The sequence below is a fragment of the Cupriavidus sp. H19C3 genome (genome assembly GCF_049393815.1).
GTDB lineage: Bacteria > Pseudomonadota > Gammaproteobacteria > Burkholderiales > Burkholderiaceae > Cupriavidus.
In genome coordinates this window covers 2,976,313-2,991,967 of the sequence record NZ_CP184985.1, presented here as the reverse complement: position 1 = coordinate 2,991,967, position 15,655 = coordinate 2,976,313, and the positions used below count along the sequence as shown (strand labels likewise).

The window sequence follows — 15,655 nt, the reverse complement described above, 5'->3', positions numbered from 1 at the left end:
CACCCCTGTCGCGCGTGGCGCGCCATGCGACAGCCGCAATGCATTTTTTCCTGGGGTAATGCCATGCGTACACGTATCCGTGTTGCCGCGCTGTTGATCGGCGTCGGCGCCTGCCACCATCCGTTCGCCTTTGCCGAACGCAGCCCGGTCCAGGGCGATCCGACCCAGACCCTGCCACGCATCGAGCCGAGCAAGCCGCCACAAAGCAACGTCACCGTGCAGGTCGAGCGTCCCGATAACGCGCTGCAGAACCTGCTGGCCGCGCGCCTGACGCCTCGCCGTTTTCAGATCGAGGGCGTCAAGACGCTGCCGTTCGACCAGATCGCCGCCAGGTTCGCGCCGCTCGCCAACCGCGAGATCACCGTGGCGGAACTGCTCAAGGCCGCGGAGGACGTCACCGCCATGTACCAGAATGCCGGCTATCCGCTGTCATTCGCCTTCGTGCCGGCGCAAGCTTTCGAGCATGGCAACGTGCTGGTCACCGTGGTCGAGGGCTACGTCGCCAACGTGGTGGTACGCGGCAAACCCGGCCCGGCGGAAGGCCGCCTGCGCAAGATCGCCGAGCAGTTGAAGCGCGAGCGCCCGTTGCGCCGCGAAAGCTTCGAGCACTATGTCAACGTGCTGGCGCAGCAGCCAGGCATGCAGGTCGCCGCCACCGTGCAGCCGCCGACCACCACCGACGGTGCCTCCGAGATGGTGCTCGAGGTCAAGCGCAAGCCGTTCACGTTCGGCACCGGCCTCGAATACGTGTCGCCGGGCGTGCGCGGTATCGCCACCGCCACCACCAACAGCCTCACGCCGCTGGGCGAGCAGATCTCGGTATCGGCGCTATACCCCAGGGGCCGCGACAGCGAGGAGTACTACGCGGCCAGCTATGCGCAGCCGCTCGGCACCGAAGGCATGCTGGCCAAGCTGTATGCCATGCACTACCGCGGCAATCCGCAGAACGCCACGCTCGCTCCGATCGGCTTCGAGTCGCGCTATGTCAACGACAGCAAGCGCGTCGGCACCTCGCTGAGCTATCCATTCCTTCTCAACAATCGCCATTCGCTCACCGCTACCGGCGGCTTCTACCTCAACGAACAGTTCGAGCGCTATACCCAGGCGGTACAGCCGGGCGCGGGCCGGCAGGTCACGCTGGCCACCAACGTGCGCGTGGCCAGCGCGGAACTCGCCTACCAGTTCCGTGGCCAGGGTGTGACGCGCAGCGCCACGCTCGGGCTGTTCAAGGGCATCGACGGCCTCGGTGCCAATCGCGAAAACAATCAGAACGACCTCAGCTTCCTGCGCACGCGGCTGCTGGTGTCACAGGCCAACGACCTGCCCGCGGGCTTCGGTGTCGCGTTCTCCGCCGCCGGCCAGTACAGCGCCCAGCGGCTGGCCTCCAGCGAGCAGATCAGCTTTGGCGGGCGCTTCTTCGGCCTCGGCTATCCCGCCGGTGAAGTGGCGGGCGACAAGGGCTATGGCGCCTCGGCCGAGATCAACCGGTTGTTCACCGTCGACTTCACCTACCTCAAGACGCTGCAGCCGTTTATCTCGTACGACATGGCGCGCGTGTTCTCCAACAGCGTCTCGCTGTCGCATCGCAGCCTCGCATCGGTCGCCATCGGCCTGCGCTTTTCCGACCGGCGCTTCTACACCATGGACGTATCGGTGGCGCAGCCCGTGGCGGACAAGCCCGTCAATGCCGACCGTCGCTCGCCGCGCATCAACCTGCTATGGTCATATCAGTTCGATTGATGCCCCCGGGTTGGCGCCCCCGGGGTTACGCCCCGGGGTTGGCGCCGTGGGTTGGCGCCCCTGGTCGCCTCCCTCGATCGCCCCGCTCACTTGACGCCCGCCATCGCGGCTTCGAAGGGCGAGCGGCCCATCCCATGCTGGCGCCGCTATCGGCCCCCGGCCCCAAGCGCGTCGGGGTTGTTGCCATCGATCGGGAACACGCTCCCGTCATCGGCCACCGCCACGTGGGAGTACGTGCCCCTGACCTGCGCATGCACGCCCCGCCTGGTCAACTCGCGCTGCAGGCTGACGCCCAGCGGAATGCTGTTGCAGCCCACCAGGCTGACCTTGCACGGACTCGATGCGCGGTTGACCTGCTGAACCAGATCGGCCAGCTCGGCCACGCTTTTACCGCCCAGCTTTTCCGGCTCCCCGTGCCCTACCAGACTGATCTTGCGTGAGCCACCGCGCGTCAGTCGCGTATCGCCGAGGTCGAGGCGACCATCGGCCCCCAGCGGAATCGCGATGGTGTCCGCGTGCTTGTTGGCAAGCCGCTCCGCGGCATGCTTCACCGCGCTATCGGACTCGAGCGGGACCACCATGCGGTGGCGATAATCGCGATGCTCGGCTCCGCTCGCCGGATCTTTGTAGATGCCGTGCGTGGCCTCGTCCGTCTCGGCAAACCAGACGTAGGTGACATCGGGTGTATCCCGGATATCGCGCACCTTGAACTTGACGCCACGCGGGAACATGACCAACGACTTTTGCCCTTCGCTGTTGTCGGGCGCATAGGCGCCAACGGGCTTGCCACGCTTGCCCTCGATGCCAATGAACACGGGCTTCTCTTCGCCCGCCCCCACCTGCGGCACCAGCTCGGCAACGTACTCCTGGATCTGCGTCACGGATGCCAGACTGGGCAGGAAGTCACGGCTCGCCACCACATCGCCGCGCACGATGCGTTTTCCGTACACATCCACCGGCAACGCGCCCGCCAGATAGGTGGTGCCTTCGAAGTCCGGCAATGGATGCAGCGCACGCGCCATCGCGGTGTGCCAGCCACCATCGTCATCGCGGGGACTCGTGATCTCCGTCGAGAGCCTGGCCAGCAGGCGTTGCTCCCCTGCGGTCGACCAGCCCATGCCCCGGTCCGCGACCCGTCGGCGGGCCTGCGCCTCTTCGTCGGCGGCCTGATCCGGATCGAACTGCCGGCGCATCCTGTCAAAGATATGACTTTCGATCTCGTCCGCATCCACGTGGGGCGGATGCCTGGCGGGAACCCCGCCACCGAGCGATTGCGTGTCACCCGGCTTCGCGGCCACCTTGTGGCCAGCGCCGTCGATCTTCGCAAGACCCTCCTCGCCCGTCACCACGGGCTCGAGACCGCGCTTCTGCAACGCCTTCCGGGCCGGCCCGGTCATGCATTCGGTATCGCATCCGGCAAGGTTCAGCTTGGCGAGCGTGGCTCGCGGATTGCGCTGCATGACCGTACTCACCAGATCCGCCATCTCGGAAGGTCCCATCCCGCCGAGCGTCGCAGCCTTGCCATCGCCATGCCCGACCATCGTGAACTTCACCCGCCCATGCGCGGCACCTGGCAGCAACGGATCGAGCAGCTTGCCGTCGCGCCCCACGCGCACCATCTGCGTGCCCGCGTGCTTGTCCGCCAGCCGACGCGCGGCAAGGCCGGTCGCGGCATCGTCAGCGCCGAGCAGAAAGACAAAGCGCTGGTCGTACCGGCCCTGCGCGCCGCCCGCCATCAGGCCGGCCCGCCGCATGGTCGGCGCGCGCCCGCGCGCGGCGCGCAGCGGGGCGATGAAACCTGGCACCACCGCATCGTCATTCTTCTCGCGCAGTTGCTCGGGCTTTACCTCCACCTCGGTCGTGCCGCCCCATACCGTCTTCCTGACCGTCGGCGCCGACCATACCGGCCCTTCCAGCCACGCGTCGCCCCGCGTGAATAGCCGGATCGCATCCCGGGCTGTCACCTGCACGGCAAACGCCTTGACCCGGTCGCGCATGCGCACGCCATGGAAGCCGCCCCCGCTGCTGACACCGAGGTTGCCGACGCCGGCGTGCGCGTCGGTCCGGGTGGCATGCCGCTGCCCGCTCTCGTACACGGCCTTCAGGAACAGGCCGTGATTCCCACGCAGGTCCACCTTGCCGGACGGCGCCGCCACGCGGGTGCCTGCCAGCATCGTCCGCAAGCCTCCCGCCAGATAGATGCTCCCCTGTTCCGACCGCATGCCGCCGCGCAGCGGCAAGGCCTCCGCGATGCGGGTCGAGCCGGCGCCATGGCCGCCTTCGGCGCCTGCGAATCCCGCTCCCAGCGTGGCCGAGCCATTGCCGGCATGATGATCCTCGCTCCGCTCGCGGGTAAGCGAGAACGCCCGGTAGGTCAGATCGCCGGCCAGGGCAATCAGGTCCATGTTGCCGCCGGCCAGCAGCTCGCTGCCTTCCAGCGTCATGCCGTCGTCGGTCTTCAACATCAGCGCGCCCCCGGCATGAATGCGGCCAACCTGCGCCGTCTGCTCGCTCCGGCTCGACTGCCCCTGCCGATGATCCACGCTGAGACTGATCGCATGGTTCAGCTTGTCGGCGCGCAAGTCGCCGCCAGAGGCAGCATCGCTGCTGTCCCGCCGCGCCGACCCGCGCGCCACCCGATAGTCCAGCGACCGCGCGCGGATGCGGACGTCGCCGCTGGCCTCGATCACGGTCCCGGCGAGCGTCGTCCCGGCCGACGAGGTACTCGACACATTGCGGGCCTTGAGCAGCGCGGCCACAGGCCGGCTTGCCGCGTCGCGCGCCTGCGCAGCGTCCTGCCGATAGCCGAGCACACCGCCCGCGCCTGCGCCCAGCCCCGTCCTGGCCGCGCTCGCCCCTTCGCCGGGCCGGTACTGGGGCAAGCCGACCGACACGGAGCCATAGATGCCGGCACGCAGCGCCTGGGTCCGGCTGTCCGTCGCGCTCTGGTCCTGCTCCTCCGCGGCCTCGCTCGCGATGCGGTTCGCCGTCTGCACGAGGTCGCCCCCCGCCTCGACATGCGTACCCACGTCGCGCAGGTTGCCTTGCGCCACCCGCTCGAGGTTGCCGCCAGCGCGCAGGATCGACACCACCGCCACCGAGGCCGCCCGCAACCGCTCCGATTCGCCGTGCGCCAGCATCATGCCGCCTTCGCCACTGACATTCGCCGACGGCAGGCCCATGGGCTGCTCGCCGTCGCCGAGCGCGCCAAGGCCGCCCTGCGCGCTCGCGCCAAGGGTCAGGAACCAACCCAGCGTGGTATCCCGGGTGGCAGTCACGTGGCGGCTTTCGTTGCCACCCGCCAGTGTTTCGATGTCGTGGGCAGCCAGTCGCATCGTCGCGCCGGCGGCCATCGTCGACGCGCGCGTCATCAGCTTGCCTGTCGCTTCCACCTGCAGCCCACCCCCGGCCGTCAGGCCCGCGCGCAACGAGCCGCTTTCGCGGGCGACCTGTCCCGTCGATCCGCTGCGGAACAGATCGAGCGCGCCACGGAACGACGCATCGGCCCTGCCGCGCAAGGTCATCCAGTCCGGCTGGTCCGCCTTCCAGTGTGGACCCTTACCCCGATTAGCCCGGCTACCCAGACTGGCATCGCCGCGCGCCTGCCCCTCCGCATCGGCGCGGGCCATCCATCCGAGCGCCCAATCGGCATCGGACGCGGCGGACCGATGGCGCGTGGCCAGCGCGTCGAGCACCACATCGCGCGCCCGCACCGTCATGTCGCCATGGCTCTCCACCAGGCTGCCCAGCAAGCCGATTGCGCCGCCCTCCGCGCGCAACGTCAGGTCGGCGCCGACGCTCAGCCGCGCGGGTGTCGCCGTACGCTTCTCCGCCGCCCCCTGCCTGCCATCGGCACCCGCGAGCCGGACGCCGGCTTCCTGCCGGGACGCATCGAACCGCAGGACGTGGAGCGTGTCGCTCTGCCCCTGGTACGCAGCCCGGCCCAGGCCGGCACCGAGACGTACCTGCCCGCCCTCCGACACGATCGTGCCTGCGCCGCTCACGTCGATCCACGCGCCGGTCACATCGACATCGCCCGCCGCGTGCACGCTCAGCCCGCCGTAGCCATGCAGGATCGTCCCGACCGGCTGACGCGCTTCGGTGGTGCTCGCCGACGTCTTGCGGCCATACAGCGAGCCGTCCACCCCCAGGCCCCTGGCGCTGTGACTGGCCTCCGTACGGGTCACGTCCTCGCGCGCCATGATGTTCAGGGTGCCGACCCGCATGGTCGCCTCGCCAAAGACGCTTGCGATGGCGCCGGCCAGGATCGCGTCGCCGCGTGTGGACAACGTCAGGCCATCGCCGGCAAACACGCGGGCGCGTCGATGCCGCACGAATGACTGCGTCTCGGTGCGATCGGTGCTCGCCACGCCGTTGCCAGCCCGCCTGCCGGACGTCCGGCCGAAACTGGCTTGCGCCGTGTCGACCAGAATGCCGTGCGCGCCGCGCAGCGTCAGCCGGCCACCGGCCAGCAGATCCGCCCCGTACTGCCGGACCTGCCCGCCCGCCTCCAGCGTCAGCCCATCGGCCGCGGCGATCGTCGCCGCCGGTCCGCGCCCCGCCTCGTATTCCTGATTCCAGCGCACGGTACCGGGCGAGGTGTAGTGCGCCACGTTTCCCTGTGCGCGCAGCGCGACCGCGCCGCCTTCGATATCGCCCGATTCGTTGACGATATCGCCGCGCGTGGTCACCTCCAGCCGGCGCGTGCCGGCGATCGTGCCGCCCAGGTTGGCGAGCGATTGCAGATGCAGCTGGACCTCCTGCCCGGCGATCACCGCGGCTTGCGTGTGCGTGGCCGTCAGCGTGCCGCGGTTTTCCAGTGCGAGATTGGTGGCGCGCACGGACGGCGCCTCGATCCTCGCCGCCAGCCGCGGCAGGAAGGTGGCCCGATAAGGCCGCCAGGCGCTGCCGTGCAGCTGCGTCTCCTCGAGTACACCCTGGTTGAGGAAGCGCGTACTCCCATCGGCGGCCTGGCCCGTCAGGACCACCGCATTGCCCCCTGTCACGGTGCCGCCGACGTTGCGCCCGCGCCTGCCCACATCGAGCGTTACCGCATGGCGGGCGTGGATGGTGGCGGCGCGCATCGACGGTGGATACAGAAAATGCCGCGTCTGGGTCGGCCTGCCGTGCCGGTCCATGCTGTCCGCCCCATACAGCCACGTGCCGGCGTCGGCGCCGGCCGCCACGTTCTCCACACTGGGCGCACGAATGTGGATATGGTCGTCGCCCCGGATCGCGCCCTCGTTGACGAACGACTCGCCCGCATGCAGCGACAGATCCTTCGCGGCCTCGAGCTGACCCGCGACGAGAATCCGGCCCTCGGCCTCGACCCGGAAGCCGGCCTGCGTGGCACTCGCCGCACCGCGCAGGCGCACGCCGCTGCCCGCTTCCGTCGATACCAGCGCGATCTTGCCAGCATGCATCCCGCCCAGCGCCGTGCTGTCGAGCGCGAACGGCTCGGCCGGTCCGCTGCCCGCGAGCTTGCCCAGCACCTGCCCGTTGCGGTCCACACGGCTGGCCCCCGCCACGGCCACGAGTTCGCCGGCGCGCACCACGGCATCCACCTTGATCGCGCGTGCCAGCAGCTGGAGCCACTGGTCATTCGCATCGAGCCCCGCCTTCTCGATCGAGAGTTGACCCTGGCCGATATCGAACCCGGCCAGGCCACCACTGGCATCGAGGTACGGCACGCCCGTGCTCAGCGTCACGCGCGTCGTATTCAGGAATCCACACCCGGCACACGTGATGCCATGCGGGTTGGCCAGCACCACATCGGCGCGCGCACCCGCGACTTCGGTCAGGCCCGCCAGTACGCTCGGGGCGTGGTCGACCACTTCGTTCAGAATCACGCCGGCGGCGCGGGCATTGCCTTCCGCCAGGTGCGGATTTGCGTCGAGCCGGCCGGCCAGTTGCGAGGTGCCGGCGGCCACGCCATTGTTGAGGATCAACCCGGCCGCGTTCACATGGAACCGCTCATAGCGGTTGTGCGACAGTCCAGCCGGATCGGGCCGCGCGATGTCGACCACCGTGACACCGCCATGCGTGACATAGGTGCTGGCCGCCGTACCCGTTGCCACCGACACCGACTGCGCCAGCACGCTTGGCGTGGCCACGCACATGCCGATGGCAAGTGTCCACCCGGACCGGCTGCCGCATCCTGGGCGATGGCCGCCTCGCCGCGCCGACGCGGCCGCTGCCGCCAACGTGCCGGAGGCCGCGTGCCAAACCACGCAATAGATTCGATTCATGCAAAGCCCTCGCTGGATGTGGAACCTCAACTATCCATGCGACGGCTTCTCTTGCCTCTGGCTGAATCCTGATTCTGGTCAGCGGCGAATCCAAAGAATGCTCAAGACACCAGTCAGTTCACCCTGAAGCCAATCTTCAGCGTGACCTGGAAGTGCGCCACCTTGCCGTCGGCCACATGGCCGCGGGTCTCCACCACCTCGAACCAGTCGATGTTCTTGATGGTCTCGCCCGCCTTGGCGATGGCATTGCGAATCGCCGCATCGCAGCCATCGGCCGAAGTGCCGACGATGTCAACCAGCTTGTACGTATGGTTCGTCATGTCATGTCTCCTGGGTTGGACGCTTCCTTCATCATAGACAACTGGTAAGCATGTGTGATGCCGGTTGCCCGTGACGGCATGCCCTGCTACATTGCCGGCCGGCCGTGCCTCGTTCCGTACCTCCTTCCGTGTTTTCTTCCGTGCCTTCTTCCTTGCCTGCTTTTCTGCAAACTCACCCGCGCTCCCAGATTCGTCGCCGCGCCGCGCTGGTGCTGCTCGCGCCGGTCATGCTCACCGCCACCGGCATCGCCCACGCGCGCCTGGCCTCCACGCTGGAGAACCTCGTCGATGCCATCGGCGCGCCCGCCGCGCGGCCCGCGCCGTTCGTCAACGGCAGCACCTACACCCTCTGCTTCGTGCCCGATGGGGCAAGCTGCCAGGACTTGCTGGTGGACGCCATCGGCAGGACGCGCCACAAGCTGCTGATCCAGGCCTACTCGTTTACCAGCGCGCCGATCGCCGAGGCGGTGGCCCAGGCTCACCGGCGCGGCGTGGACGTGCGGGTGATCGTCGACAAGAGCCAGGTCTCCGAGCGCTATACCAGCGCCACGTTCCTGAAGCATGCGGGCATTCCCGTGGTGGTCGATACCAAGCCGGCCATCGCTCACAACAAGGTCATGGTCTTCGACGACCAGGCCGTGTTCACCGGCTCGTTCAACTTCACCAAGTCTGCCCAGCAGCGCAACGCCGAAAACGGCATGCTGATTCGTGGCGACGGCGCGGTGGTGCGTGCCTATACCGACAACTGGAACATCCGCTTCCGCCAGTCCACGCCCTATTGAACGCGGCACGCCCGCCGGCCAGCACTTATCGATAAGACGCCTGGCCGGCGCATGGTCCATCGGCATCCTCCCGCGCCAGATTCAGCCAAACACGGACAGACGCCGCGGCGCGCGGCGTGTGTACTGGAGTCATACAGAGCGGACGCCTTTGTTCCGGCCGTTGCACGGCCGCGCCGCAGGAGGAAGCCAAGATGAAAACCGTGTCAATCCGCACCCGACTGGCCTGCATGGCGGGCACGCTCGCCGCCACCGCCGCGCTCGCGGCGCCGCTGGCAGCGCAAGCCGAGATCACATCGTCCACGTCCGGTCCGTTTGCCTATGTCTGCGGTGGCATTGCCGCCGACGAGCAGCAGGAACTGCGCTCGGAGGCCAGCCACTACGACATGGGCCTGCTGTTTACGCAGGGCGCACGTGGCGAATATCTTGCCGACGTCAACGTCAAGCTCCTGCGCAATGGCCGCCAGCTCGCGGAATTCAACGCAACCGGTCCGCGCTGCCTGATTCGCGGCCCGCGCGGCGCGTACCAGGTGATTGCCACCTACGACGGGACGTCGAAGCGCACCACGCTGAGCCCAGGCGAGAAGAACGTTCAGTTGCGTTGGTAATTGCCTTGCCCGTTGCGCCAGTCAGCCATTGCGCCGGTCAGGCGGCACCGCGGCAAGTGGCGCCGCCGCTGACCCGCCACCGCGGATACGTAGATACGTAGTACTGTGGCCGCCCCGCGGCCCGCATGCCGGTAACCGTCCCCGTCGGTTTCCGGCATTTTTTTGTCCGGCACGATGCGCGTCAGATCTCGCCGGTCAGGCGCAGCCCGAACAGCGTGCCTTCGCGCATTCGGGGGTACGGCGTGCGCACCGCGCGCGAGGCCGAGGCGTCGAGACTGACACGCTTCCACGTCATCGCCAGCCCCACCGCGGTACCCGTCAGCGCACCCGACGGAATGCCGGCCGCACGATTGATCACGGTGCCCCAGTCGAGGCCCGCATAGAGGCGCCCGCGCACATTCCAGGCGGCGGCCTGCCAGGGCAGGCTCAGCTCATTACGCACGTAGTAGCCATGGTCGCCGGCGAGGGTATGGTTGAGGAATCCACGCACCGACGACGGCCCGCCGATCAGGATCTGCTGGGTACCGTACAAGGTGTCGCCGGCATACTGCCCGTTCCATTGCGAGGACACGACCAGGGTCCGGCCCGCGATGCCGATGCGCCGGCCATAGCCGAACATCAAGGTCAGCTTGCTGAACTGCGCATGCGGCGCATCTTTCGGCAGACCCGGCGGATCGTGATAGGCACCCAGCGCGGCCAGGCCCTGCACGAGCCCGAAGCGGCCGGCGAGCGAACCGCCGAGCACGGCGGTGCTGCCTTGCACGCCGACATCCAGGAAGGTGAAATCGCGGCTGCTCACCCGCAGGGCTTGTCCGGCGACCCAGGTCTTGCCCGTCTGCATCGTCAGCCGCGCCGACAGTTGCAGCTTGCTGAACTGACCGCGATGCACCACGCGCTCGGCGCCCATCGCCACCACATCGGTCCGCCCCTCCACCTTGAGCGTACGTCCGCTCGGCAGCGTGACCGTGTTGACATAGCCACTGCGTGCAATCTGCATGGAGAACTGGTTGTATCCATACGGCATTTGCGCATAGAACGCGGTGGCCTCGGCGCGATGTCCGCCCTCCAGCGGAAAGACCGACTGACGACGCGTGAGCGCGAACAGCTCGTTGGCCCCGAGCAGGCTGTCCGCGGTAAGCGTGGCCGACAGCGAATTGCGCCCGGTCGCGGCAGGGTTCATGTTGTCGAGCGACGCCTGCAGATGAAGCGGCCGTGTCGCGCGATTGCGCACCACCACCACGGTCTGGCCCGGTGCACTGCCCGGCCGCAACTCCAGCCTGGCATCGTTCGACGCCAGCCGGTTGATCTGCTCGATGGCGTTCTCCAGATCGCGCAGGTTGAGCAGTTGCCCCGGGTTGGCGGGAAAAACGCCGCGCGGCCAGATCGCGCGGGGCCGGTTGCTGTCCACGTCATAGCGCTCGATGACCCCGTCGACCACCGTCACGGTGAGCGTGCCGGCGCGCAGGTCCTGCGCTGGCAGGTAGGCGCGCGTGGTGACATAGCCGCGCTCGATGAAGCTGCGCGTCAGCAGCGCGAGAATCGCCTCGAGCTCGGCGACACCGAGGCAACGACCGGCAAAGGCCTGTTCGATATGCGCGCGCACGTCGGCCGGCACACGTTGCGCATCGCCATTGAGGCGAATCTCGCGAATCTCGCGGCATGGCACATCGATGGCGGGCGCGGTGACCGCGGGAGCCACGGCATCGAGATCGGCGCCATCCGGCGGCGGCACGGCGCGCAGCGCGCGTTCCCGGTCTTCCTGCAGGCGATCGAGCTGCTGGTTCTCGATAAGCTGGTCGCGCCGCAATAACTGGTCCCGCCGATCCTGCCGATCGTGCCTGCCCTCGGCGTGGGCGGAAACCGCGCGCAGCGCGCAGATCGCCACCATGGTCAGCAAGGCCATCCGTGCCGACGATGCACGCAACGCACCCATCGCACGCATCGCGGCCAGCGGCCCGGGCATGAAGCCCGGGAACACGACAATCGGTCTGGTGTCCATGGCAAGGAAGAGCTAACAGGTAACGCTCCACCTTTGCACAGCGTCTGACCGTTGGCTGTCGGAAAACCGCGAAAGTGAAGGCGGCCCGCCACGGCCCGCGCGCGGCCACACGTCGCGCCGGACCGTGCCTGTAAGCCAACTGAAAGCGCGCGCCGCATGGCGCCTGCATGAAGCCACTACCAGTGGCAAACTTGCGCCTTGCCTCGTGCAGTTACCTCGCAGTTTCCTTATCCGGAGAGTTCACATCATGACAACCACGCCCGACAGCCGCTGGATTCGCGTAGAGACCAACGACGGCGGTTTCGACGCCTATCTGAGCCTGCCGCCCGCGGGCAAGCAGCCCGGCGGCCCTGGCATCGTGCTCGTTCAGGAAATCTTTGGTGTCAACGCGCATATCCGCTCGGTGGCCGACCAGTACGCGTCCGATGGCTACGTCGTGCTCGCGCCCGATATCTTCTGGCGCAAGGCCCCGCGCGTGGAACTCGGCTACGCCAGCGCCGACATGGAGCAAGCCATGACGCTGCGCAAGTCGGTCGACGTGAACGCGGCCGTCTCCGATATCGCGGCCACCATCCAGGCACTGCGCGCGGAAATCGGCGCGGGCGGCAAGGTCGCCGCGGTGGGCTACTGCTTCGGTGGCCTGCTGTCGTACCTGGCGGCCGCACGCGGGCTGGTCGACGCGGCGGTGCCGTACTACGGTGGCGGCATTCACGCCAACCTGCAGGAAGCCGCCAATCTCAAGGTGCCGGTGCAATTCCACTTCGGCGCGCGCGACACGCACATCACGCTCGATCACGTCGCCGATATCCGCAAGGCCGTCGCTGGCAAACCCGGTACGGACGTATTCGTGTACGAGCAGGCCGATCACGGCTTCAACTGCTGGGCGCGTGGTTCGTACCATCGCCACTCGGCCGCGCTCGCGCATGGGCGCGCACTGACCTTCCTCGCCGACACGCTGGGCTGAGCTCCGCGCCAGGCCCCCGGTGCCACCGCGCCGGGATGGCCGCATCGAGGGCGCGATGCAGGCCTGCGGCTAGGGCCGCTCGGCCTCGCCATCGTCGTTGAACGCCGTGATCCGCGCCACGCGGAACGTATGACGCAACGACTCCAGTTCCGCGCGGTGACGCATGGCCAGACGGTTGAGGCTGCGGTCGCCCTTGGCCAGCAGGTGCACCTCCACGATGCGGCGATCGTCGGCGTTGACCTTGCGCGTCACCAGTCCGGCCGCCTCGCACCGATTCACCAGTGCCACCACGCCGTGCTGCTGGGTCTGCATGCGTTCGGCCAGCTCGCCCACCGAGGCCCAGTCGCGATCCGGAAATCCGCGGATATGCAGCATCAGCAGGTACTGCTGCACGGTCACGCCTTCGGCGCGGGCAGCATCCTCGGAAAAACGCATGAAACGCCGCAACTGGTAGCGGAAGTCGGACAAGGCCTCGAACTCCTGCTTGGTCAATGGTTGGGCGGCGGCTTTTCGGGTCATGTTGTGGGGTCGGGCAGGGGCGCCACGCGAAAATCGTGGCCGGAAAAAATCGTCGCTCATTATAGGTTGGAGAATCGCCAGGCGATGCCCGCCCCACGTACGGTCGCGCGCATAGCGAGGTGTGGCAGAATCTGTGCGGTCGCAGACACCTTCAACCGCCAACGGAAATCCGCCCGATGTTCACGGAAATCGTCCAGTTCCTGCTCGATATCGTCTTCACGCTGTTCGGCATGGCGCTGCTGCTGCGCCTGTGGATGCAGCTCACGCGCCTGCCTTCCCGCAATCCGATTTCGCAGGGCATCTTCCAGGTCACCGACTGGCTGGTGCGGCCGCTGCGGCGGATCATCCCGGGCTTCGGCGGCGTGGACTGGGCCACGCTGATCGCCGCGTGGCTGACCGCGGTGGTCTACCTGGTCTGCCGCACGCTGCTGTTCGGGGGCGATCCGCTCGGCTTCCTGCCGGTCATTCTCGCCGTGGCCGTGCTGCATGTGCTCAAGTGGGGCATCAGCATGATCATGTGGGTCACGCTGCTGATGGCCATCCTGTCGTGGGTCAACCCGCAGTCCCCGGTGACGCCCGCGATCTACCACCTGACCGAGCCGCTGCTGCGCCCGCTGCGCCGCATCGTGCCGCGTCTGGGCGGCTTCGATATTTCGCCGCTGATCCTGTTCGTGATTGCCCAGATCCTGCTGATGGTCATCGCCCGCATCAGCCTGGGCTCGGTATGATGCTTTAATCACCTCCAGTGAGGGTATTCCGGCGCCTCGCCCTGGGGCGGCCGGGAGTCCGGAAGAGCAGGACGGCATCAGGGTTAATACCGATTGTCCAGACACATGGACAGACTGTCGTGGATAAGCCCTTTTTCCCGCGCGTGCTGGCGCCTACATTACAGCCACCGTGGCAACGACCACGGCATCACACAAAGAATTACCAGCACAGCACGATATGAAGACCCTCTCCCAGCTCCAAGGCACGGCCGCCGCGGTGCTCTGCACCCTTGGCCTCACCCTAGCCGCCAGCGCTGCCCACGCAGCTCAACCCGTCACCGACCTGGCCCGCCTCGACGGCAGCATCGGCCACATTGGCGCGCGCGATCCGTACAGCGATGGCGCCCGTGGCATCAACGACCCCCGCAGCCCGTACTCGGACGGCGCCCGCTCGGTAACCGAGCCGCGCAGCCCGTACAGCGACGGTGCGCGCACGGTGACCGAACAGCGCGATGCATTCGGCGAAGGCGCCTAAGTCAGGCCACCTCGCCAGCTTTCTCCAGCTTTACCAGCTCAGCTTGCCCGCCTCGTCGTCCCCCATCATCGACTCGATGGCCTCCATGAACGCGCGCACCTTGCGCGGCTGAAGGCGACGATCCGGCAACAAGGCAAATACGCGCAGCGGCGGCAACGGCACCTCGGGCATGACCCGTACCAGCCGCCCCTGTGCGATTTCCGTCTCCGCGTAAGTCATCGGTACCCGCGCGATTCCAAGTCCCGCCAGCGCGGCCTGCAGTCGCAACTCGGCGTTGTAGGTCTGCATGCGCGGGCGAATCGGCACCGAAATCCGCTCCCCATTGCGAGTGAACTCCCAGAAGGCAGCACCTGGCGTGGCCAGGGTCGGCATGTTCGACAGGTCTTCCGGCTGCATCTGCGCCGGCAGGCTCGCCGCCAGCGACGGCGCCGCCACCAGGCCACGCTCCACGTGCCAGATGCGGCGCGCGATCGTGCCCGAATCCGGCAGGTCCGACTCCACCGTAACAAACGCGATATCGAATCCCTCGCGGATCGGGTCGACCAGGCCTTGCGAGATTTCCACCGTGATATCGAGCGCCGGATGCGCGGCCAGCGTGCGGCAGATCACGCCCCCCAGCTGCTGGGCACCGAATTCATAGGGCGTGGCGATGCGTAACATGCCCTGCACGCGTTCCTCGCGGGCCAGGGTTTCCTGCCGGATCTCGCGCAGGCGCGCAAACAGCGGCGCCACATCGCGATAGACCGCCCCGCCCGCATCGGTCAGCCGCATGCGGCGAGTCGTACGCTCGAGCAACTTGGCGCCGATCGCGGTTTCAAGCCGCGCAACCGCGGCCGATACGCGCGACTTCGGACAGTCCAGTTGCGCCGCCGCCGCCGTAAAGGTGCCTTGCTCGACCACACTGCAGAACGCCTCCCAATCATTCCACTGGATTGTTTCGTTCACCGGGTACGGATTCCTATACAGCCTGGCATTCGCCTGTGACGCGTGCCAGCAACATTGTGCAAACGTGCATTATGAGCGAGAGCGCGGCGTCCGTCAGCGCGATCACGGGCCGCGCCGGGCCTCAATTCCGCTTGCGCATCGGCGCCGCGCGCGCCGCCGGCGGTCAGTCCAATGCCGCCGTCAAAACCATCGCCGCCACGCGACGGACCGGTCCACGCTGGCGATTTCGGCATAATTCCACTACGCTTTCGGCCTTTCGGGCGCCGCGAGCAGGGCTCAGGCCCCGTCCCC

The 15,655-nt window shown here is 67.7% G+C and carries 11 protein-coding genes; 6 read left to right on the top strand and 5 right to left on the bottom strand.

Annotated features, from left to right (window positions below):
• Window positions 1-63: 63 nt before the first annotated feature.
• Window positions 64-1,740, top strand: a complete 1,677-nt coding sequence (locus tag DFLDMN_RS13780) for a ShlB/FhaC/HecB family hemolysin secretion/activation protein (RefSeq protein ID WP_423195491.1) — start codon at window positions 64-66, stop codon at window positions 1,738-1,740.
• A 146-nt stretch (window positions 1,741-1,886) separates the two neighbouring features.
• Here DFLDMN_RS13780 and DFLDMN_RS13775 read toward each other — a convergent pair whose 3' ends face one another.
• Window positions 1,887-7,853: a C80 family cysteine peptidase gene (locus tag DFLDMN_RS13775; protein ID WP_423195490.1), complete on the bottom strand. Its 5,967-nt coding sequence runs from the start codon at window positions 7,851-7,853 to the stop codon at window positions 1,887-1,889.
• A 248-nt stretch (window positions 7,854-8,101) separates the two neighbouring features.
• Entirely contained in the window at window positions 8,102-8,308 is a 207-nt protein-coding gene (locus DFLDMN_RS13770; protein WP_423195489.1) for a dodecin, read from the bottom strand.
• Window positions 8,309-8,460: 152 nt separating this feature from the next.
• Here DFLDMN_RS13770 and DFLDMN_RS13765 point away from each other — a divergent pair, with 152 nt between their 5' ends.
• Window positions 8,461-9,090 (top strand): phospholipase D family protein, encoded by a 630-nt coding sequence (locus DFLDMN_RS13765; RefSeq protein ID WP_423195488.1) that lies wholly within the window; start codon window positions 8,461-8,463, stop codon window positions 9,088-9,090.
• Between the two features lie 227 nt (window positions 9,091-9,317).
• Window positions 9,318-9,695, top strand: a complete 378-nt coding sequence (locus DFLDMN_RS13760) for a hypothetical protein (RefSeq protein WP_423198416.1) — start codon at window positions 9,318-9,320, stop codon at window positions 9,693-9,695.
• A 181-nt stretch (window positions 9,696-9,876) separates the two neighbouring features.
• Here the strand turns inward: DFLDMN_RS13760 and DFLDMN_RS13755 are convergent, their stop codons facing one another.
• Entirely contained in the window at window positions 9,877-11,694 is a 1,818-nt protein-coding gene (locus DFLDMN_RS13755) for a ShlB/FhaC/HecB family hemolysin secretion/activation protein (RefSeq protein WP_423195487.1), read from the bottom strand.
• A 247-nt stretch (window positions 11,695-11,941) separates the two neighbouring features.
• Here DFLDMN_RS13755 and DFLDMN_RS13750 point away from each other — a divergent pair, with 247 nt between their 5' ends.
• Window positions 11,942-12,658: a dienelactone hydrolase family protein gene (locus tag DFLDMN_RS13750; protein ID WP_423195486.1), complete on the top strand. Its 717-nt coding sequence runs from the start codon at window positions 11,942-11,944 to the stop codon at window positions 12,656-12,658.
• A gap of 69 nt (window positions 12,659-12,727) precedes the next feature.
• Here DFLDMN_RS13750 and DFLDMN_RS13745 read toward each other — a convergent pair whose 3' ends face one another.
• Entirely contained in the window at window positions 12,728-13,177 is a 450-nt protein-coding gene (locus DFLDMN_RS13745; RefSeq protein WP_423195485.1) for a MarR family winged helix-turn-helix transcriptional regulator, read from the bottom strand.
• A gap of 176 nt (window positions 13,178-13,353) precedes the next feature.
• Here DFLDMN_RS13745 and DFLDMN_RS13740 point away from each other — a divergent pair, with 176 nt between their 5' ends.
• Window positions 13,354-13,905 carry a YggT family protein gene (locus tag DFLDMN_RS13740; RefSeq protein WP_423195484.1) on the top strand — a complete coding sequence of 184 codons (552 nt, stop codon included), beginning with the start codon at window positions 13,354-13,356 and terminating at the stop codon, window positions 13,903-13,905.
• 217 nt (window positions 13,906-14,122) lie between these two features.
• On the top strand, window positions 14,123-14,419 hold the full coding sequence (locus DFLDMN_RS13735; RefSeq protein WP_423195483.1) for a hypothetical protein: 297 nt from the start codon (window positions 14,123-14,125) through the stop codon (window positions 14,417-14,419).
• 30 nt (window positions 14,420-14,449) lie between these two features.
• Here DFLDMN_RS13735 and DFLDMN_RS13730 read toward each other — a convergent pair whose 3' ends face one another.
• A complete protein-coding gene (locus tag DFLDMN_RS13730; RefSeq protein WP_423195482.1) occupies window positions 14,450-15,364 on the bottom strand; it encodes a LysR family transcriptional regulator in 915 nt (304 codons plus the stop codon).
• Window positions 15,365-15,655: the final 291 nt, after the last annotated feature.